Here is a 19,351-nt window from a genome sequence, read left to right as displayed (position 1 = left end):
ATCATGCGCACCCGCCAGCCATTGGTGGATACCGGGGCGGACCCGGATCCTGCCCCCAAGGCGGCCCCCGATCCGCTGGTGGTGCGCTATCTCGACTGGCTGGCCACGGGCCGCAAGCTGGCCGAGCACACCCTGACCAGCTACGGTCACGATCTCTCAGCCCTGCAGTCCCATGCCACGCGCCATGCGCCGGGGGTGGCGCTGCTGGCGCTTGAAACCCATCACATCCGATCCTTCGCCGCGCGCATGCATGGCAGCGGCTTGTCCGCCCGCACCATCGCGCGCACGCTGTCCGCGTGGCGTGGCTTCTACCTCTGGGCAGCACGCCATGGCCATGGCGTCCAGTCCAATCCGGTCGATGGCGTGCGGGCGCCCAAGCGCGGCCAGCCGTTGCCGAAGGCGCTGTCGGTGGAGCATGCGGTGGCCCTGGTGGCGCACCGCCAGGGCGACAGCCCCGAGGCGCTGCGGGACCAGGCGGTCTACGAGCTGTTCTATTCCAGCGGGCTGCGGCTATCGGAACTGGTGCAGCTGGACGTCCGCTACACCGAGGATGGCGACTATCGTTCGGCCGGCTGGCTGGACTTGTCCGGCGCCGAGGTCACGGTGATCGGCAAGGGATCGCGCCGGCGTACCGTGCCCGTCGGCAGCAAGGCGATGGAGGCGCTGCGTGCCTGGCTCAAGGCCCGCGACGCCATGCTGGTGCCCGGCCGGGAGCCCGGAGATGCCAACGCGCTGTTCCTGGGCGCGCGCGGCAAGCGGCTTTCCGGGCGGACGGTGCAGACCCGCATCAAGCAGCAGGCGCTGGCGGCCGGCGTGCCGACGGACGTGCATCCGCACATGTTGCGGCATTCGTTCGCGACCCACGTGCTGCAGTCGTCCGGAGACCTGCGCGCGGTGCAGGAAATGCTCGGTCACGCGAGTATCGCGACCACGCAGGTCTACACCGCGCTGGATTTCCAGCATCTGGCGAAGGTCTACGACAAGGCCCACCCGCGCGCGGGCCGCGCCAGGCCGGCCGCGAAGCCGGATAAGTCTGGCGACGACGACGAAGGCTAGTTCGCCCACTGGGACAGGATGTTCCGGAAGCGTTCCATCTCGGGCAGCAGCCAATGGCGGAACGCCTGCACCTTGGTCGTCTCCAGGTTGGCCGGCGTGCAGACGAAATGGAGCAGCCACGGACACGGGATGCTGACGTTGAACAGCCGCACCACACGCCCGGACAGCAGATCGTTGTAGGCCAGCGAGGGCCGGATCAGCGCCACGCCCTGGCCTTCGGCCGCTGCCTGCAGCAGCAGCGAGGAATCCTGCAGCAGCAGCCCCGTGCGCGGCTCCGGCCAGTCCAGCCCGGCGGCCTCGAACCACGGTTTCCACGGATCGCCTTCGCCGCGCAGCAGCGGCATGCCCGCCATGTGCGCCGGCAGTTCCGGCAGACGCCCGCCGTTGAAGTCGGGGCTGCAGACCGGGAAGAACACATCGTCCAGCAGACGCTCCACGTACAGGCCCGGATAGTCGCCACTGCCCATGCGCAGCGCCACGTCCACTTCCTCGTTGGCAAAGTCGACCAGCGAGTTCGATGACAGCAGCTCCACATCCAGTTCCGGATGCCGTTCGATAAAGCTGCCGATGCGCGGCGTGAGCCAGCGCGCGGCAAACGACGGCATGGTGCTGATGGTCAGGCGCTTGTCGCGGTTGCCGGCCTGCAGCACGCGCGTGGCATCGGCAATCTGTAGCAGGGCGTCGCGCACCCGCTCCGCATACACCCGGCCGTTGGTGGTCAGGATGACGCGCTTGCCGCGGCGTTCGAACAACGGCTGGCCCAGTTCTTCTTCCAGCGCGCGGATCTGGTGGCTCACGGCGCCGTGCGTGACGAACAACTCGGCCGCCGCCCGCGAAAAGCTCTCATAGCGCGCCGCGGCTTCGAACGCGCGCAGCGCGGAGAGCGCCGGCAGGCGCGGGAATTCCCGTTTCCAGCTACGGGGATCGTCGGGGTTCCAGCTCCCGCTCCAGACCATGATGACCTCGCTCTATGTGAGATTCACTAACAAGACTCAAGAATATATATCGTTTTGAGAGAGCAAGGGTAATCACTAGAATTCAATGCACCGGACCCCCTGACAAGCGCCCCCAAACTGTCTTGGTCCAATAACCAAGCCAGTTCCGGCGACGCCGACGATACAGCGGCAACCGGCATACGGAGAAGCCATCATGAAAGCATTGCTCACAACGACAGTCTTCACCCTGAATCCCGGCGAAGTGACCGCCCTGTCTCTTCATGCGGCACAGCGTCTGTTTGTGGAAGACGCCCACGGCATGGATGTATGGGTCACCCGCGAGAACGATTCGGAGGATTACTGGCTGCGTTGTGGCAGCAGCCTGTTGCTCCGGCGTGGCGATGAGATCGTTCTTAGCGTAGACCCGCGCGCCGCCGGCGCGGTACGGCTGGCCCTGATTGCCGAAGCCCGCCGCCCGGCGCTGACCTTGGCCGATGTGCCGCACCTCGTGTATCGCGCCGTGAGGCGTTTGGTTCGAGGCACGGAATGGACCCCGGGGAAAGACCAGGTCACGGCATCCTGAGCCGGGTTGTCCGCATCTGCGGCTGGTCTGGCCGCCGGATGCCGGCAAGACGCCACAGGTGAAGAATCGCCGGGAGGCCCCGCCATGACCGGGGGCTCCAGACGAGAAGGGGGCCGGCGCATGCCGGCCCTTTTCGTTACACTCTCGTGCATGCATCCGATCCAAGTCATCGAGCGGGGCGAAGAGCCTTACCAGCCCTGTTTCGACGCGATGCGGGACTTCACCGCTGCCCGCACGCCCCAGACGCCCGACCAGATCTGGCTGGTCGAGCACCCGCCGGTGTACACGCTCGGCCAGGCCGGCGATCCCGCGCACCTGCTGTGCCCCGACGATACGATTCCCGTCGTGCAGATCGACCGTGGCGGACAGATCACTTATCACGGCCCGGGCCAGGTGGTGGCCTATCTGCTGCTGGATCTGCGCCGCCGTCACCTGATGGTGCGCGAGATGGTCACCGATATCGAGCAGGCGGTACTGGACACGCTCGCGGCGTATAATCTCGCAGCCGAACGCAAGCCCGGCGCCCCCGGCATTTATTTGTCCGATGGGCCGCACCAGGGTGCCAAGATCGCAGCGCTCGGCCTCAAGATCCGCAACGGCTGCAGCTATCACGGCGTCAGCCTCAACGTGCAGATGGACCTCTCGCCGTTCCTGCGCATCAATCCCTGCGGCTATGCCGGACTGGAAACCGTCGACATGGCCACCGCAGGCGCCACCTTCACGGCGGCGACCGATGCCGGCGGCGCGACGCCACAGCCCGTGACTGCGGCACAACAACCCGAGATCGCACGGCGCCTGGCGGCGGCTTTGTGCGAGGTGCTGACGGCACGCGAAGCGCGTACCGTGGCCCCCGGGACTGCCGCTGCCGAGGCCGCCTGAACCATGGCACGCCCGGCCCGAATCACAGCCAAACATGCACGCGGCCGCGCGTGCGGAGAATAGTATGAGCGACGCACTGATCGCCACGTCCAGCGAAGCCCCGCAATCCCCTGCCGACTACGACCCGACCCGCAAGCAGAAGTCGGCCGACAAGACCGCACGCATCCCCATCAAGATCGTTCCCGCCGAAAAGCTCAAGAAGCCGGAGTGGATTCGCGTCAAGGCCGCCACCGGCAACTCGCGCTTCTACGAGATCAAGGACATCCTGCGCGCCAACAACCTCGTGACGGTGTGCGAGGAAGCCAGCTGTCCGAATATCGGCGAATGCTTTGGCAAGGGCACGGCCACGTTCATGATCATGGGCGACAAGTGCACGCGCCGCTGCCCGTTCTGCGACGTCGGCCACGGCCGTCCGGACCCGCTGGATGTCAACGAGCCCGGGAACCTGGCGCGCACGATCGCCCAGCTCAAGCTGAACTATGTGGTGATCACCAGCGTGGACCGCGACGACCTGCGCGACGGCGGGGCCCAGCATTATGTGGACTGCATCTCGCAGACCCGCGCGCTGTCGCCGGACACCCGCATCGAGGTGCTGGTGCCGGACTTCCGCGGCCGCCTGGAAAAGGCGCTGGACGTTCTTCAGGTCGCTCCGCCCGATGTGATGAACCACAACATGGAAACGGTGCCGCGCCTGTACAAGCAGGCCCGCCCGGGCGCGGACTACGCGCACTCGCTCAAGCTGCTGCAGGAATTCAAGCGCCGCAACCCGAACGTGCCGACCAAGTCGGGCCTGATGGTCGGCCTGGGCGAGACCGACGAGGAAATCCTCGACGTCATGCGCGACATGCGCGCCCATGACATCGACATGCTGACGATCGGCCAGTACCTGGCGCCGTCGAACCACCATCTGCCGGTGCTGCGTTACGTACATCCGGACACCTTCAAGATGTTCGAGGAAGAGGCGTACAAGATGGGCTTCACGCACGCCGCCGTGGGCGCGATGGTCCGCAGCTCGTACCACGCCGACCAGCAGGCGCATCAGGCCGGTTTCGCCTGATCGCTTCTGCACCGCCAGCGCGGTACCCCAACCGGCCGGGTCTCCCCCGGCCGGTTTTGTTTTTCCGGCAGGCATTTCGCTGAATGTCTGGCCGCGACCCTTCAGTGCCCCTTTCAACGGGCGCCTCAAAAATCACTTATTCCCATTCGTGGCGCGATCTTGTCGCTAACGGTGCGTAAACACCTAGGGTCAACCCCGAGTGCTGGGCGTGCGCATGTTTCGTTATGATGAATTTATCGATAAATCGTCGATGAAATTCGAATCAGTCACTTCGGAGCCATCGACGACCCGCACCTTCGGTCTGGCGGCGCCTACACTGCCTTGACCTGGGTCCGCCCCCATCACACCGGTTGCCGATATGCCCCAATGCACCGTCCATCGTCTGGCCGAGCAGGCGCTGCTCTATAGCGTGGCGCCGCCAGCCTCGCTCGACGTCCAGCGTCGCATCTGGGCCATGGCCGAGCGCGCCGCCGACTGGCGCGGCGTGGTCGACGTCGTGCCAGGGATGAACAACCTCACCGTCGTCTTCGACGAGACCGCCGACGTGGCCGCGCTGGAGCGTAATCTCAAGCTCGCGTGGGCGTCCGGCGAGACGCGCAATGCCACCGGCAAGCTCGTGGAAATCCCCGTGCGCTATGGCGGCGAGTTCGGCCCGGACCTGGCCGACGTGGCCGCGCACACGGGCATGACGCCGCAGGAAGTGGTGCGCCGCCATGCGTCGGGCGAGTACGTCGTCTACTTCCTGGGCTTTCAGCCCGGCTTCGCCTATATGGGCGGCATGGCCCCGGAACTGGCTACGCCGCGCCGGCGGGAACCGCGCCTGGCCGTGCCGGCGGGCGCCGTCGGCATCGGCGGCGAGCAGACCGGCATCTATCCGGCCGTGCTGCCGGGCGGCTGGCAACTGATCGGCCATACCGACGCCCAGCTCTTCGTGGCGGATCGTGATCCGCCGTCACTGTTTGCGCCGGGCGATACCGTGCGCTTCGTCGTCGAGGAGTACCTGGCGTGATTGAAATCATTCGTCCCGGCGCGCAGGCGTCGGTCCAGGATCTGGGACGCGTGGGCTTCCGCCGCTTTGGCGTGGGGCGATCCGGTGCGGCTGACAGCCTGGCACTCCAGGTAGGCAACCGCCTGCTGGGCAACGAGCGCGGCGCCGCCGCCATCGAATTCACGCTGGGCCGCGCGTCCGTCCGTTTCGATGCCGACATGCGCGTGGCGCTGACCGGCGCGGACTGCGGCGCCAACCTCGACGGCGTGCCGGTCTGGTCGTGGCATGCCTTCGACGTGCACCGCGGCGAGACGCTGACGCTGCCGTCGCCGCGCGGCGGCACCCGCACCTATCTCTGCGTGGCGGGTGGCATCGACGTGCCGATGGTCATGAATTCGCGCAGCACGGACCTGAAATCCGGCTACGGCGGATTTGAAGGCCGCGTGCTGCGCGAGGGCGATCGCCTGCCCGCTGGCCGTCCCGGTCTCGACGAGGAGCGCGACTGGCTGGGCGTGGCCGGGCCGGGCTGGTCGCTGCCGGCGAACCGCATCGACAACGCCTGGGTGATCCGCATGCTGCCGGGCCCCGAGTACCCCGATTTCGAATCCGACGCGCAGGCCGCGCTGTGGCAGGCCGACTGGACGATCACACCGCAGAGCAATCGCATGGGCCTGCGCCTGCAAGGTCCGGCGCTGGCGCGCCGTGCGGACCGCTCCGGCGACCTGCTGTCGCATGGCGTGGTGCCGGGCGTGATGCAGGTGCCGCCGGCCGGCCAGCCGATCGCGCTGATGAGCGACGCCCAGACCACGGGCGGCTACCCGAAGATCGGCGTCGTGATCGGCGCGGACCTGTGGCGGCTGGCACAGGTGCCGCTGGGTGCCTCGGTCCGGTTTGCGCAGGTGACGCTGGAGGAAGCGGCCGCCGCGCAGGCGGAGCTGGATCGTTATCTGCGCCAGATCGACCAGGCGCTGCAATGGCAGGGCGACGGCATGAAGATCGCCGCGCGCCGGCGCACCACCACGCGCTTTGTCGCCTGAATCTGTCGCCGGAATGCACGCCACGCCATCCGCACCATCCACGAATTCCCCGCGCTACCAGGAATCCCACCACCCCCACACGCCCGGCTCGCGCCAGACGCGGCCCGCACAAGGAGAACGCAAATGCAAATCGACCTGAACGCTGACCTGGGTGAAGGCTGCGGCAACGACGAGGCGCTGCTCGCGCTGATCAGCTCCGCCAACGTGGCGTGCGGCTGGCACGCCGGCGATGCCGCCACGATGCTGCAGACCGTGAAATGGGCGCTGGCCAACAAGGTGGCGATCGGCGCGCACCCGAGCTTTCCGGACCGCGAAAACTTCGGCCGCACCGAGATGCAACGCGATCCCGAGGCCGTCTACGCCGACGTGCTGTACCAGATTGGCGCGCTGGACGCGATGGTGCGTGCGCAGGGCGGCGAGCTGGCTCACGTGAAGCCGCATGGCGCGCTCTACAACATGGCCGTGCGCGACGACAAGCTTTGCGAAGCCATCGTGCGCGCCGTGCGTGACTACGATTCCGATCTCGTTTTCTTCGGCCTGGCCAGCAGCCAGATGATCACCATTGCGCGCGAGGCGGGCCTGCGCGTGAAGGAAGAAGTGTTCGCCGACCGTGGCTACAACCCCGACGGCACGCTGGTGAAGCGCGGCACGCCCGGCGCGCTGCACGACGACGAGGAAGTGGCCCTGAACCAGACGCTGACCATGGTGCGCGAGCAACGCGTGCGCGCCATCGACGGCACCTGGGTACCGATTCGCGCCGAAACCGTGTGCCTGCATGGCGACGGCGCCCACGCGCTTGCCTTTGCGCGCCGCATCCGGGAACGGCTCGGCGCGGAGGGCATCGCCATCCGGGCCGGCGACTGACGGGACGACCCCCGGCTGCGCTGGTTTTGCTCCATCACACTTATTGGTGTTTCCTATGGAATCGGCTGTCAATCTTTGGCCCCTGCTCGGGGTCGGCGTCATCATCATTGGCTTTGTCCTGCGGTTCAATCCCATGCTGGTGGTGGCGCTCGCCGCCATCGCCACGGGGCTGGCCGCGTCCATGCCGCTGACGCAGATCTTCACCGCGATCGGTACCGCCTTCGTCAAGGCGCGCAACCTGCCGCTGATCATCCTGTTGCCGCTGGCCGTGATCGGCCTGCTGGAGCGCCACGGGCTGCGCGAGCATGCGCAGGCGTGGATTTCCCGCATCGCATCGGCCACCGTGGGGCGCCTGCTGATCGTCTACCTGGCCGTGCGTGAACTCACCGCCGCGGTGGGCCTGACGAGCCTGGGCGGTCATCCGCAGATGGTGCGTCCGCTGCTGGCCCCGATGGCCGAAGGCGCGGCCGAGAACCGCTTCGGCCACCTGCCGGAGCCGGTGCGCCAGCGCATCCTGGCGTTCTGCGCCGCCACCGACAACGTCGGCCTGTTCTTCGGCGAAGACATCTTCGTGGCGTTCGGCGCCATCGCGCTGATGCATACGTTCCTGCTGTCGTCGAACATCGACGTGGAGCCGCTGCATATCGCCGTGTGGGGCATTCCCACCGCGATCTGCGCGTTCCTGATCCACGCCGTGCGGCTGAGGCGCCTGGACGGCTGGCTCGCACGCGAGCTGGGCGGCAAGACCGCGACGAGTACGCCGGCGGCCGCCGGTGCCGGTGCCAAGGTCGGGGAGTAAGCCATGATCGTATCCATCAACTATCTCTACTGGCTGGCCGGCCTGGTGCTGGCGATTACCGCGCTGATGACGTTCACGGACAAGACGCACCCGCGTCGGCTGTCCACGGGACTGTTCTGGCTGCTGTACGCCATCATCTTCCTGATCGGCGACAAGATCCCGCCGGCCATCGTCGGCGTTGCCGCCGTGGTCATGGCCCTGATCGCCGGGTTTGGCGGCGTGGGGCACGGCAAGCATGGCACTCTGCCCGAGGCGGAGCGCCGCGCCAGCGCAAAGCGCCTGGGCAACAAGCTGTTCATCCCCGCGTTGCTGATTCCGGCCGTCACCGTGCTGGGCACCGTGCTGTTCAAGGACGTCAAGATCGGCGGCCTGGCGCTGCTGGACCCCAAGAACGTGACCTTCGTGTCGCTGGGTATCGGCTGCCTGATCTCGCTGGCCGTGGTGTGCTGGCTCACGCGTGACACCGCGGTGCAGGGCATGCGCGAATCCCGCCGGCTGATCGAGTCGCTCGGCTGGGCGCTGGTGCTGCCGCAGATGCTGGCCATGCTGGGCCTGGTGTTTGCCGATGCCGGCGTGGGCAAGGCCGTGGCGCACCTGACCACCGCCTACATCAACATGGACTACAAGCTGGTGGCCGTGGCGGTGTACTGCATCGGCATGGCGCTGTTCACGGTGATCATGGGCAACGGCTTTGCCGCGTTCCCGGTGATGACCGGTGGCGTCGGCGTGCCCATCCTGGTGGGCATGTTCCACGGCAATCCGGCGGTGATGGCGGCCATTGGCATGTTCTCGGGCTACTGCGGCACGCTGATGACGCCGATGGCGGCCAACTTCAACATCGTGCCCGCCGCGCTGCTGGAGCTGGAAGACAAGAACGCGGTGATCCGCGCGCAGGTGCCCACCGCCCTGTGCATCCTGGTCGCCAACATCTTCCTGCTGTACTTCCTGATGTAATCCAAGAGGCCTGCCATGCGCACCGTGCTGCTAACCGGCTTCGAGCCGTTCGAGAATGAACCGGTCAATCCATCGTGGGAGGCGGTACGCGCGCTGGATGGCCAGCAGGTGGGCGACGCCGTGATCGTCGCTCGCCAGCTGCCCTGCGTGTTCGGGGCGGCCATCGATGCGATGGCGGCCTTGCTGGAGACGCTGAAGCCCGCGCTGGTCATCGCCGTCGGGCAGGCCGGCGGCCGGACCGAAATGTCCATCGAGCGGGTCGCGATCAATGTCGACGATGCGCGCATTGCCGACAACGCCGGCGCACAGCCCATCGACACGACGATCGCCGGCGATGGCCCCGCGGCCTATTTCGCCACGTTGCCGATCAAGGCGATCGTGCGCGACCTGCGCGCGGCGGGCGTGCCGGCAATGGTGTCGCAGACGGCGGGCACCTTCGTCTGCAATCACGTCTTCTACGGGCTGATGCACGCGATTGCGCGCCAGGGCCTCGCCGCCACGCGCGGTGGCTTCATTCACATCCCCTATCTGCCGGAGCAGGCCGCCCGCCATCCGGGCGCGCCGAGCCTGGCGCTGGAAACGCTGGTGACGGGATTGCGGGTAGCTGTGGGCACTGCGCTGGAAACGGATACCGATATCCGAGTCCAGGGCGGCCAGCTTCACTAAGACGTACGGCGCGACTTCGGTGGTTTGGATTTCGGCGGCTGGTCCATGGCCGCCGCCACCGCGCGCGCCGTGGCGCGCCGGCGCGCACGCCGCTGCAGCCGCCGCCGCAGGCCGGCTTGCTCGAAGCGCCACGCGATATAGCAGAAGGCCATGAACGGCCATAGCCAGCCCAGCCATTGCGCCAGGCTGTTGAAATGGATAAAGCGGCCCATGCGCCAGCCTTGCTCGGAGATCCACGCATAGGGATTGGGCGGCAGCACGTTGGTCAGCGCGACCAGGGCCGCCAGCGCCAGCGTCGCCAGCATCGCCCGCAGCCAGCGCGGCAGGCGCAGCAGCAACACCAGCACCAGCGAACTTGTCAGCAGCGCAAAACGCCCACCCTCGGATAGCCAGTTGAAGGCGTTGTCATCCGGGAACTGCAGCTCCGCCACGGCCGCCTTGATGATCAGCGCGCCCGTCAACAGGCCCGCCAGGATGCGCAACATCGGGGCGGTGCGCCGCATGGCAATCGACGCGAACAATCCCGTGCCAATCCAGCTGCATGCGGTCACCAATGTTTCCAGCAACTGCTGCGCCTGCATGTCGTCCGGACGCAGGCCGATGTCTTCCTGCCAATCGAGTAGCGACGGCACATAGGTTTGCAGCAGCTCCATCGGCCATGAGTCGGGGTCCGTCAGCCATTCGCGCACGATGCCGCCCATGCCGAACAAGTGCTCCTGCGGAAAGACCTGGGCGAAGGGCCACAGCATTACCAGGATGATCGCGAAGCTGGCGTGGGGTTCGAACCACGCCATGCGCAGCCGCGTGAGCGTGCCGCGATCAATCAGCGCGCTCGTGAACGGCGCCACCATCGCGGCGCCCAGCAGCGCGCCGAGCGCATTGGTGATCAGGTCGATGTTGGAGGGAATGCGGCTGGGCAGCCAGGTTTGCAGCGCTTCCATCACCGCCGACAGCAAGGCCCCGGCCACCAGCGCGATCAGTGTGGCGCGCGCACCGGAGACGCGCGGGTGCAGCGACAGCACGACCAGCGCACCGAACGGACAGTAGCCGAGCACGTTGGTCAGCAGGTCGAACTCGGTGATATAGCGCGGCTTTGGCGCGGTCAGGTAGGCAAACGGCGAAATGCCGTTGTCGACCCAGCCGGTGAACGGATAGAGGCTTGCGTAGACCACCAGCAGCGTGAAGCAGATCAACCCCACACGCGCCAGCGGCGAGTGGCGGGGGAGCCAGCCATCCAGCTCAGCCTGGCGCGGGTGCAGCGGTGGGCTGGGCGGTTGGGGAGGTGGAGGTGCGGCCAGGGCCATGACGGCAGTGTCTCTTACAACAAGGAATCCTTGGTCACGCGCTTACTCACGCGCTTGCTCACGTGCAGACGTCGGCGAGGTCGGCGAGGTCGGCGACGACGCGGATGTGGATGCGGGCTTCGGCGCGGGTGGGCGCGTCGCTGGCGGCGCCACGTTCCGGCCCGGCGGCGCCGCATCCGGCGATTGCGCCGGCCCGCTGGCGGCCGCGGCGTCGAGTGGCAACGTGGCGGTCCAGTCGAGGATCGCCGCGATCACGGCGTCGCTGCCGGCCGACAGCGCGCGCACGCCGCCCGCGCCGTCGGCGCTGGTGGCTGGCTGCTCGGCGACAAACGTCTTCTGGCCGATCAATCCCTTGTGATACACGGTCGCGCGCGCGCGGACCACGCCACGGCTGGCTGTGGGGCTGTCGAACACCTGCTCGAAGGCCAGCACGTCCACCCTGAGCGCCGGCACCGAGGTGTCGCCAGACCAGGTCAGCGCGCCGCGTGACGCGACGGCCTCGCGCAGCCGGTCATCGAACAGCCGGGTCGGCGTATCCACCCATCGCTGCGTGGCGTAGGCCTGCAGCCGCTGGGCTTGCGTGTATTGCAAACGGTAGTAGATCCCGTGGCCATCCATCCAGATCGGGCCTTCGGTCTGCGCGACGCGCAGCTTCGGCAAGGGCGCCGGCGCCTGCGACGGCGTGGCGGCCAGCGGACCCAGGTCGTACGTCAGTGTCGGCGGCGGGGGCGACAGCGCGCTGCAGCCGGCCAGCCCGACCAGCGCCACCGTCAGCGTCAGGCAGGTGGCGAAGCGCGCAGCGGGCCTTGCGAGGGCGGGAGCAGGCGTCATAACGATGTCTCGGTCAATGGAGGGGCGCCGTGTCACGGCGCGTGGAATCCCGGCTCGCCCGGACCCGGCGCAGGCGAGGGGCCACCAAACAGCACGCTGCTCGGGCGGTCGTTGAACTGGCCGGCGGCCCGGTCGATGCTGCGCGCCGTCTGGCGGGCATCGCGCGCCAGGCCGTTCAGTTGCGGCAGGGTTTCCTGATTGACGATGCCGGCGGTGGATTGCACCGAATCCGCCGCGCCCTGCAGGTTCTCGCCGACGCGGTCCACGGTACGCATCACGGTGCCATTGGGGTTCGCCACTTCATCCGTCAGGCGGCGCGTGGAGGCCAGCGTCGCATTGAGGTTTTCCACGGCCTGCGGCAGCCTGGCGGCGGCCGGCTGCAGCGATGCCGACAGTCGCGAGTAGTCCTCGGCCGTCTTGTGTACGGCGCGGATCGCGCCCATCAGCTCGTCGCGGTTGACGGTCTGGAACATCTCGTTGAGCGATGCCATCAGCGTCTCGGTCTGCGTCAGCAGCGAATCCCCGCGCTTTTCCAGTTCCTCGAAGAAGCCCGGGCGCATGACGATGCGCGCCGGTGTGCGCGCCGTGGTGGGCAGCCGTGGCGAGCTCTGGGCAGCGCCTTCCTCGCGCGCGGTGTCGTCCAGCTGCACATAGGCAATGCCGGTCACGCCCTGGAAGCCCAGCGTGGCGTAGGTGGTGCGCGTGATCGGGGTGTCCTGGTTCACGCTGATGCGCACGATGATCTGGCCCGGCACCTGCGGGTCGAACTTGATCGACAGCACCTTGCCCACATCGAGCCCGCGATACTTCACATCGGCCTGCGGCCCCAGCCCGTTCACCGTGGACCGCGTGATGAGGTCGTACGGCACGCGCACGGCGTGGTCGCTGCTGAACCAGAACAGCGCAAACAGCACCAGGATGGCCAGGCCGATGGTGAACACGCCGGCCAGGAAGGCGTTTGACTTGTTTTCCATCAGGATTCTCCGGAGGGCAGGCGCGCCGCGTCGCCAGTGGGGGCGGGCAATGCCTGCATCGCGCGTTGGGCACGATCGCCCAGGAAATATTCTCGAATGAACGGATGGTCGATCTTCACCAGTTCGGGGATCGGGGCGGCGGCCAGCACCTTGTGGTCGGCCAGCACGGCCACGCGGTCGGACAGCGCCACCAGCGTGTCGAGGTCGTGCGTGATCATCACCACGGTCAGGCCGAGCTCGCGGCGCAACTCGCGGATCAGCGCGACGTAGTCGTCGGACGCCATCGGGTCCAGGCCGGCCGTGGGTTCGTCGAGGAAGACCAGCTCCGGTTCCAGTGCCAGCGCGCGCGCCAGCGCCACCCGCTTGATCATGCCACCGGACAGGTCGGAAGGCTTCTTGTCCGCGTCCTTCGCGGAGAGGCCCACCAGCTGCAGCTTGAGCAGCGATGCCTGGCAGATCAGGTTGTCGGGCAGTGCGCGAAGCTCCCGCATCGGCAGCGCGATGTTGTCGATCACGGAAAGCGCCGAGAACAGCGCGCCGCGCTGGAACTGCAGCCCCCAGCGATTGCGCAGCGCCTGCAACTGGGCCGGGCGCAGCGTCGAGGGGCTTTCGCCGAAGACCTTGATCGACCCGGACGTCGGACGCTCCAGCCCCACGATCTGGCGCAGCAGCACGGTCTTGCCGGTGCCCGACCCGCCGACGATCGACAGGACTTCGCCGCGGCAGACGTCCAGGTCCAGGCCGTCATGGACGAGGTTGTCACCATAGCGCTTGACCAGGTTGCGGACCTCGATGATGGTCTCGCCGCAGGCCGGCGTCGCAGGCATGGGCGCGTTCATATTCCCACTTCCTTGAACAGGATCGCGAAGATCGCATCGGCCAGGATCACCACGGTGATCGATGTCACGACCGATGCCGTCGTGCCTTCGCCGAGGCTCTGCGTGTTGGGCTTGATGCGCAGGCCGAAGTGGCACGCGGTCAGCGCGATCAGCATGCCGAACGCCACGCCCTTGCCCAGGCCAAGCCACAGGTTGGCCACCGGCACCGCATCGGGCAACTGGCGCAGGAAAAACGAGAAGCTGATGCCGAGTTGCAGCCGCGCGGCCGTCATGCCGCCAAGAATTGCCATCAGGTCGGTCCATGCCACCAGCAGCGGCATCGACACCGCCAGCGCGATCACGCGCGGCATGATCAGGCGGAAGCCGTGCGAGATGCCCATCACGCGCATCGCGTCGAGCTCCTCGGTCACGCGCATCACGCCGATCTGCGCGGTGATGGCGGACCCGGAGCGGCCGGCCACCAGGATCGCGGCCAGCACGGGGCCCAGCTCGCGGATCACGGCCATGCCGAGGATATTGACGATGAACGTGCTGGCGCCGTAGCTCCGCAACTGGTTGGCGGACAGGTAGGACAGCACGATGCCGATCAGGAAGCCGACCAGCGCGGTGATCCCCAGTGCCTTGTAGCCGACGTTGTAGACATGCGCGGAGATCTCGCGCCACGGCCCGCGGTGCGGGGCGCGCAGGAAGCGCAGCAGGTCGAAGCTCAACTGGCCGAGCATCGTGACGCCGATTGCCAGCTGGGTGAGCATCGACAACAGGCTCGCGCCGAGGATCGTGACCGGGTTGAAGCGGTCCACGATCTTCTTCTTCCAGCCCTCGGTGCGCAGGTTGGCGATGCGGTCGAACACGCGTCGCTGGCCGTCATTGATGGCGACGCGCTCCGGCATCTTGCCGTTCCAGGCCTGCCAGATCAGTTGCGCGCCGATATGGTCCAGGCGGGTGACGTCGGACAGTGACCATTCCGCGTGCTGCGGGGCCTCGGTCAGCGCATGCAGCTGCGCGCGCAGCCCGCGGGCCTCGTGGCAGCCGGCAAGCGCGAGCGCCGTCCAGTCCCCCTGCAGTTGTACGCTGAAGGCTCCGTCCTGGCGCGAAATCTCGATGGCGGGCGTCGGCTGGCGGTCCAAATGAAGATGGGGCGATGTGATGGGGGAGTCTCGATTCTATGCTACCGGCCGTGACGTGGCGACCGGATGTCAGCTCACATCGCCACGGACGCTTGTCCCGCAAGGGCTGGCGGGCAATCGCGGGCGGCGCGGATACAATCTCGGCTAACCACGGTCCGTGCCGGATCGTGCGCGGCACGCCTCACCTGTGACGGCCTGCCGGTGCGCGAGGTTTCCCGGCCGGCCCGATTTTTCACACGCTGATCCACTTTTCGTGCCCCCGCATGCCCGCTGTTCCTGACCACCCCGTTTCCGCCATGGCCGATGACGCCGCCGCGTTGCCGTCCTGGTGCATCGATGCCAATGGCCTGCGCACTGCGCTGTCCACCGGACCGGCGCGCGACTGGATGGTGGAGGTGATCGAGGAGACCGGTTCCACCAACGCCGACCTGACGCAGGCCTGCCGCACGGCCGACTGGTCGGAACAGGCGCGCGTGCGCGTGGCCTATCGCCAGACAGCGGGTCGCGGACGTCAGGGCCGGCCCTGGCAAGGGCAGGCGGGGCTGACGTTCTCGGTGGCCATGCCGCTGGCACTGGCGCCAGCGCAATTGAGCGGGCTCTCGCTGGCCGTCGGACTGGCGCTGGCGGAGGCGCTGGAGGACTGCGACGCGGCGCTCGGGGCCCGCGTGGGCCTGAAGTGGCCGAATGACCTGCAGATCGATGGCCGCAAGCTGGCCGGCATCCTGATCGAATCGGTCCCGGCCGGGCCACGGCGCGTCTGGGCCGTGATCGGCATCGGCCTGAACCTCGTGCGCGATGCGCGCATGGAGGCCGCGCTGGGTCGCGAGCTGGCGGGCGTGGCGGAGGCGCTACCGGGCTTCCTCCCGTCGCGCGATCCCACGCGCATCCTGGGCGCGGTGCTGGACCGGTTGGCCGCGATGCGGCTGGCATTCCTCGAAACGGGCTTCGCGCCGATGGCCCCGCGATGGTCCGCGCGCGACGCGTTCCGCGACGAACCCGTGCGATTGCTGCACGACGGCGCGCTGCTGGCCGAGGGGCTGGCGCGCGGCGTGGATGGCGACGGTCATCTGCTGCTGGAAACGGCGGAAGGGTTGCAACGCATCGCCAGCGGCGAAGTTTCGCTGCGTGGAGCCGCGGCATGAGCGCCCGTCTGCTGATCGATATTGGCAACACACGCCTCAAGTGGGCGTGGTGCCTGGCGGACGCCGGCGCGCCGCCGGCAACCGGCGTGCTGCCCACGCCCTGGCAGCACGCGGGAGCCGCCACCCACGCGGCGCCTGCGGAACTGGCGGCGCTGGTCGGTACGTGGCATGGCCTGGCCAGCGGCGGGATTCCCACCGTTTGGATCGCCAATGTGGCGGGCGCGACGATTGCCGCGGAGGTCGAGGCCACGCTGGCCAGCGCCTTCGGCACGCCGCCCCCGCTGCAATGGGTACGCACGACGGCGGCCTACGGCGACCTGAAGAACGGCTATCGCGAGCCCGCGCAACTGGGCGTGGATCGCTGGGTCGGCAGCATCGGCGCGCATCGCTGGCTGCCCGGCGAGACGTTGCTGATCGTCACGGCCGGCACCGCGACCACGCTGGACATCGTCACGGCGGGCCCGGACGGCGCCCGCTTCGAAGGCGGCCTGATCCTGCCCGGCCTGGCCCTGATGCTGGGCACGCTGGCGCGCAACACGGCGCAATTGCCGGAACTGGACGTGCTCGACACCGGTGCCGGGGCGGCGCGTGCGGTGCGAGCGTTGGGCGCAGACAACACACACGATGCCATCGCCGCCGGCTGCCTGGCCGCGCAGGCCGGTGCCGTCGAGCGTTCCTGGCGTGCGCTCGGGGAACGCGGGCCCGTCCGTTGCCTGCTTTCGGGCGGCGCGCGTCATGCGTTGGCCGGAGCACTCGCGATGCCGGTCGAGATGCACGATAATCTCGTGCTGCTTGGACTGCACGCGATGGCAACGCACGCGTGAGCGCGTCCGTCGCATTCCAGACTCCGCATCCCCCAACCGATTGCTTCCATGCCCCAGAGACGCCTGATCGTCCTGCTGCTGATCCTGCTGCTCCTCAATGCGATGCTGCTGGCCGCCGTGCTGGGCGCATTCGGCCTGGAGCCGTTGGCCGGATGGCTGGAAAGCCCGCGCGAGCCGCAGCGCGTGGACCAGCAGGTCCGCCGCGAACGCATGCAGTTGCAGCCGCCGTCCGGCAGCGAGGCCGCGGCGCCGGATGTACCGCGAGCGCCGGGCATGCCGAACCTTCCGGACACCCCGGGCGGAACGGCCGGCGCGCCGCGCGGCGCGCTGCCGGGCCACGTGACGCTGGCAACTGCCCGGACGCCCGAGGATGACCGATGCGTGGAAATGGGCGGGTTCTCGATGCAGACCGTGCAGCGCGCGAAGGAAGACCTCGCCGCGATCGCTGCGGGGAGCCAGATGCCGGTGGAGCAGTTCGAGCGCACCGAGCAGGTCCGCTGGTGGGTCCACCTGCCTGCCCAGCCGACGCGGGAAAACGCCGATCGCAAGCTGGCCGAGCTGCGCCGTCGCAAGGTGACGGATGTGTCGGTAGTCAGCAGCGAGGAGCCCGAGTCCTATACGGTTTCGCTGGGCTTGTTCCGGGAGCGCGAGCGGGCCGACAAATTCCTGGAATCGTTGCGCACGCAGGGCGTACGGACCGCGCTGATTACCGATGCGCCGCGCCCGGTATCGCGCCTGTGGCTGCGCGTGAAGCAAGCCGACGATACCGTGCGGGCGCGCATGGATGAAGTGCGCCAGCGTTATGGCGCGGACGTGCTGCAGGCCTGCAAGCCGGCAGCGGTGCCGCCGCGCAATCCCGCGGGGACGCAGGCACGTGGCGACGGCAACGCGGCCGCGCGGGCTGCGGGCTGATCGCCGCCAACCAGGGACCAGGGGCGCCATCGGCGCGGTGGGCTAACGAGCCCGCGCCGCCGCCATGTCTAGCGCTGCTGGCGGACCTTGGTCAGCAGCTTGGTGGTCGAGCGGTCGTGCAGGAAGTTGATCGCAAACGCCTGGCCGCCCCAGCTGCGGACGAGCCGGGTTTCCTCGAGCGTGTCGATGTCGTAGTCGCCGCCCTTCACATAGATGTCCGGCCGGACCAGCCGGATCAGTTCCACCGGGGTTTGCTCCCGGAACATCGCAACCAGATCCACCGACGCCAGCGCCGCCAGCAGCGCCATGCGGTCGTTCTCGTGATTGAGCGGCCGGTCGTCTCCCTTGCCCAGCATCCTCACCGACGCATCGCTGTTGACGCCCACGACCAGGCTGGCGCCCATGTCGCGCGCCTGCGCCAGGTAGGTGGCGTGGCCGCGATGCAGGATGTCGAACACGCCGTTGGTGAACACCAGCGGGCGCGGCAGGGCCGCCACGGCAGCGTGCAGCGCGGCGACATCGTCGGCGGGAACCAGCTTGGATTCGAAGGCGGGAGCGGTCATGAGTGGCGGAGTGCGAGTGGGGTGCGGCAAGCCGCAAGCTTACCGGATCGGCGCCGGTCGGCGTGGATAGGTGTGAGGTCGGCGCGCGGCGGTGTCTGAAATGAAAAACCCCATCGTGGCGATGGGGTCTTCGGGCACAACCAGAGGGAAGGGCGTCAGGCCTGTGCCGGCTGGGCGCCGCCGGCCTGCAGGCTGGCGTTCAGTTCCTTGCGGTAGCGGTTCAGGTCCTGGACCGTATCAAACGTGCGCTCGAACAGCAGCGACATGTTGTGCAGGATCCGTTCGATCACCTTCTTTTCCCAGCCTTCGTCAAAGCGGATCTGCTCGTCGAGCCAGTGCTCGAGCCAGTCCGGGTCCGGCAGGCGCGACTGCACCGTGTCGCGGGGGAACAACGCCTTGTTCACGTGCAGGTTGGTCGGGTGCAGCGGCTTTTCCGTGCGGCGGGCCGATGCCATCAGCACGCCGATTTTGGCAAACGCCGCGCGTGCCGAGTCGCCAAACTGGGCCAGGTACTTCTTCATGTAGCGCAGGTACGCGCCGCCGTGGCGGGCTTCGTCCTGGGACAGCGTGCGGTAGATGTGCTTGATCACCGGTTCCGAGTGCCATTCGGCGGCGCGGCGATACCAGTGGTTCAGGCGGATCTCGCCGCAGAAATGCAGCATCAGCGTTTCCAGCGGCGGGGCCGGGTCGAACTCGAAGCGCACGGCGTGCAGCTCCTCCTCGGTCGGCACCAGGTCGGGGCGGAAGCGGCGCAGGTACTCCATCAGCACCAGCGAGTGCTTCTGTTCCTCGAAGAACCAGATGCTCATGAACGCCGAAAAGTCGGAATCGTGGCGGTTGTCGCGCAGGAACATCTCCGTGGCCGGCAGGGCGGACCATTCGGTGATGGCATTCATGCGGATGGTTTTCGCCTGGTCATCGGTCAGCAGACTGGCGTCGAAGGAATCCCATGGGATGTCCTTGTCCATGTGCCAGCGGACCGATTCCAACGATTTGAACAGTTCGGGGTAGAGCATG

General features: G+C 67.9%; 20 protein-coding genes and 1 pseudogene. 13 read left to right on the top strand and 8 right to left on the bottom strand.

Annotated elements, in window-relative coordinates; all coding sequences use genetic code 11:
- Positions 1 to 3: 3 nt before the first annotated feature.
- Positions 4 to 1,056 carry a tyrosine recombinase XerC gene (xerC, locus tag BLR29_RS17470; protein ID WP_092138301.1) on the top strand — a complete coding sequence of 351 codons (1,053 nt, stop codon included), beginning with the start codon at positions 4 to 6 and terminating at the stop codon, positions 1,054 to 1,056.
- Here xerC and BLR29_RS17465 read toward each other — a convergent pair.
- Entirely contained in the window at positions 1,053 to 2,012 is a 960-nt protein-coding gene (locus BLR29_RS17465; protein ID WP_092138300.1) for a transcriptional regulator GcvA, read from the bottom strand. The genes xerC and BLR29_RS17465 overlap by 4 nt on opposite strands.
- A 193-nt stretch (positions 2,013 to 2,205) precedes the next feature.
- Here BLR29_RS17465 and BLR29_RS17460 point away from each other — a divergent pair, with 193 nt between their 5' ends.
- From BLR29_RS17460 to pcp, 9 genes are all read left to right on the top strand, one after another.
- Positions 2,206 to 2,574, top strand: a complete 369-nt coding sequence (locus BLR29_RS17460) for a DUF2917 domain-containing protein (protein ID WP_092138299.1) — start codon at positions 2,206 to 2,208, stop codon at positions 2,572 to 2,574.
- A gap of 150 nt (positions 2,575 to 2,724) precedes the next feature.
- The gene (gene lipB / locus BLR29_RS17455) at positions 2,725 to 3,453 is read left to right on the top strand and encodes a lipoyl(octanoyl) transferase LipB (protein WP_092138298.1); all 729 of its coding nucleotides are present in this window, start codon (positions 2,725 to 2,727) and stop codon (positions 3,451 to 3,453) included.
- Between the two features lie 64 nt (positions 3,454 to 3,517).
- Complete coding sequence (lipA, locus tag BLR29_RS17450) at positions 3,518 to 4,510, top strand: lipoyl synthase (RefSeq protein ID WP_092138297.1); 993 nt, start codon at positions 3,518 to 3,520, stop codon at positions 4,508 to 4,510.
- Between the two features lie 358 nt (positions 4,511 to 4,868).
- A complete protein-coding gene (pxpB, locus tag BLR29_RS17445; protein WP_092138296.1) occupies positions 4,869 to 5,519 on the top strand; it encodes a 5-oxoprolinase subunit PxpB in 651 nt (216 codons plus the stop codon).
- Complete coding sequence (locus BLR29_RS17440; RefSeq protein ID WP_092138295.1) at positions 5,516 to 6,535, top strand: 5-oxoprolinase subunit C family protein; 1,020 nt, start codon at positions 5,516 to 5,518, stop codon at positions 6,533 to 6,535. The genes pxpB and BLR29_RS17440 overlap by 4 nt, the downstream gene beginning before the upstream one ends.
- 123 nt (positions 6,536 to 6,658) lie before the next feature.
- A complete protein-coding gene (pxpA, locus tag BLR29_RS17435) occupies positions 6,659 to 7,399 on the top strand; it encodes a 5-oxoprolinase subunit PxpA (RefSeq protein WP_092138294.1) in 741 nt (246 codons plus the stop codon).
- Positions 7,400 to 7,454: 55 nt separating this feature from the next.
- Positions 7,455 to 8,198, top strand: a complete 744-nt coding sequence (locus BLR29_RS17430; RefSeq protein ID WP_092138293.1) for a DUF969 domain-containing protein — start codon at positions 7,455 to 7,457, stop codon at positions 8,196 to 8,198.
- Between the two features lie 3 nt (positions 8,199 to 8,201).
- On the top strand, positions 8,202 to 9,152 hold the full coding sequence (locus tag BLR29_RS17425) for a DUF979 domain-containing protein (protein WP_092138292.1): 951 nt from the start codon (positions 8,202 to 8,204) through the stop codon (positions 9,150 to 9,152).
- Between the two features lie 15 nt (positions 9,153 to 9,167).
- Positions 9,168 to 9,818 carry a pyroglutamyl-peptidase I gene (pcp, locus tag BLR29_RS17420; protein ID WP_092138291.1) on the top strand — a complete coding sequence of 217 codons (651 nt, stop codon included), beginning with the start codon at positions 9,168 to 9,170 and terminating at the stop codon, positions 9,816 to 9,818.
- Here pcp and BLR29_RS17415 read toward each other — a convergent pair.
- The 5 genes and pseudogenes from BLR29_RS17415 to BLR29_RS17395 all read right to left on the bottom strand — a co-directional run bounded on the left by BLR29_RS17415 (position 9,815) and on the right by BLR29_RS17395 (position 14,893).
- A complete protein-coding gene (locus BLR29_RS17415; RefSeq protein WP_092138290.1) occupies positions 9,815 to 11,122 on the bottom strand; it encodes a VanZ family protein in 1,308 nt (435 codons plus the stop codon). The two genes, pcp and BLR29_RS17415, sit on opposite strands and share 4 nt — an antisense overlap.
- Positions 11,123 to 11,332: 210 nt before the next feature.
- A pseudogene (locus BLR29_RS17410) lies at positions 11,333 to 11,953 on the bottom strand (ABC-type transport auxiliary lipoprotein family protein); the annotation flags it as partial.
- A gap of 32 nt (positions 11,954 to 11,985) precedes the next feature.
- Positions 11,986 to 12,927, bottom strand: a complete 942-nt coding sequence (locus BLR29_RS17405; protein WP_176860984.1) for an MlaD family protein — start codon at positions 12,925 to 12,927, stop codon at positions 11,986 to 11,988.
- Complete coding sequence (locus BLR29_RS17400; protein ID WP_176860983.1) at positions 12,927 to 13,766, bottom strand: ABC transporter ATP-binding protein; 840 nt, start codon at positions 13,764 to 13,766, stop codon at positions 12,927 to 12,929. The genes BLR29_RS17405 and BLR29_RS17400 overlap by 1 nt, the downstream gene beginning before the upstream one ends.
- Positions 13,763 to 14,893, bottom strand: a complete 1,131-nt coding sequence (locus BLR29_RS17395; RefSeq protein ID WP_092138287.1) for an MlaE family ABC transporter permease — start codon at positions 14,891 to 14,893, stop codon at positions 13,763 to 13,765. Before BLR29_RS17395 ends, BLR29_RS17400 begins: the two co-directional genes overlap by 4 nt.
- A gap of 263 nt (positions 14,894 to 15,156) precedes the next feature.
- Here BLR29_RS17395 and BLR29_RS17390 point away from each other — a divergent pair, with 263 nt between their 5' ends.
- The 3 genes from BLR29_RS17390 to BLR29_RS17380 are packed head-to-tail and all read left to right on the top strand — an operon-like array spanning position 15,157 to position 17,771.
- Complete coding sequence (locus tag BLR29_RS17390) at positions 15,157 to 16,035, top strand: biotin--[acetyl-CoA-carboxylase] ligase (RefSeq protein ID WP_092138286.1); 879 nt, start codon at positions 15,157 to 15,159, stop codon at positions 16,033 to 16,035.
- The gene (locus tag BLR29_RS17385; RefSeq protein ID WP_092138285.1) at positions 16,032 to 16,859 is read left to right on the top strand and encodes a type III pantothenate kinase; all 828 of its coding nucleotides are present in this window, start codon (positions 16,032 to 16,034) and stop codon (positions 16,857 to 16,859) included. Before BLR29_RS17390 ends, BLR29_RS17385 begins: the two co-directional genes overlap by 4 nt.
- A gap of 48 nt (positions 16,860 to 16,907) precedes the next feature.
- Entirely contained in the window at positions 16,908 to 17,771 is an 864-nt protein-coding gene (locus BLR29_RS17380; protein ID WP_092138284.1) for an SPOR domain-containing protein, read from the top strand.
- A gap of 68 nt (positions 17,772 to 17,839) precedes the next feature.
- Here BLR29_RS17380 and rfaE2 read toward each other — a convergent pair whose 3' ends face one another.
- Complete coding sequence (gene rfaE2 / locus BLR29_RS17375; RefSeq protein ID WP_092138283.1) at positions 17,840 to 18,334, bottom strand: D-glycero-beta-D-manno-heptose 1-phosphate adenylyltransferase; 495 nt, start codon at positions 18,332 to 18,334, stop codon at positions 17,840 to 17,842.
- Positions 18,335 to 18,489: 155 nt separating this feature from the next.
- The gene (locus tag BLR29_RS17370; RefSeq protein ID WP_092138282.1) at positions 18,490 to 19,350 is read right to left on the bottom strand and encodes a ferritin family protein; all 861 of its coding nucleotides are present in this window, start codon (positions 19,348 to 19,350) and stop codon (positions 18,490 to 18,492) included.
- Position 19,351: the final 1 nt, after the last annotated feature.

Origin of the sequence: Cupriavidus sp. YR651 (genome assembly GCF_900101625.1) — a bacterium.
In the GTDB taxonomy this organism is placed as follows: Bacteria; Pseudomonadota; Gammaproteobacteria; order Burkholderiales; family Burkholderiaceae; genus Cupriavidus.
Note: the sequence above shows the minus strand (reverse complement) of the source record. Positions and strands in the feature narration are given on the sequence as shown.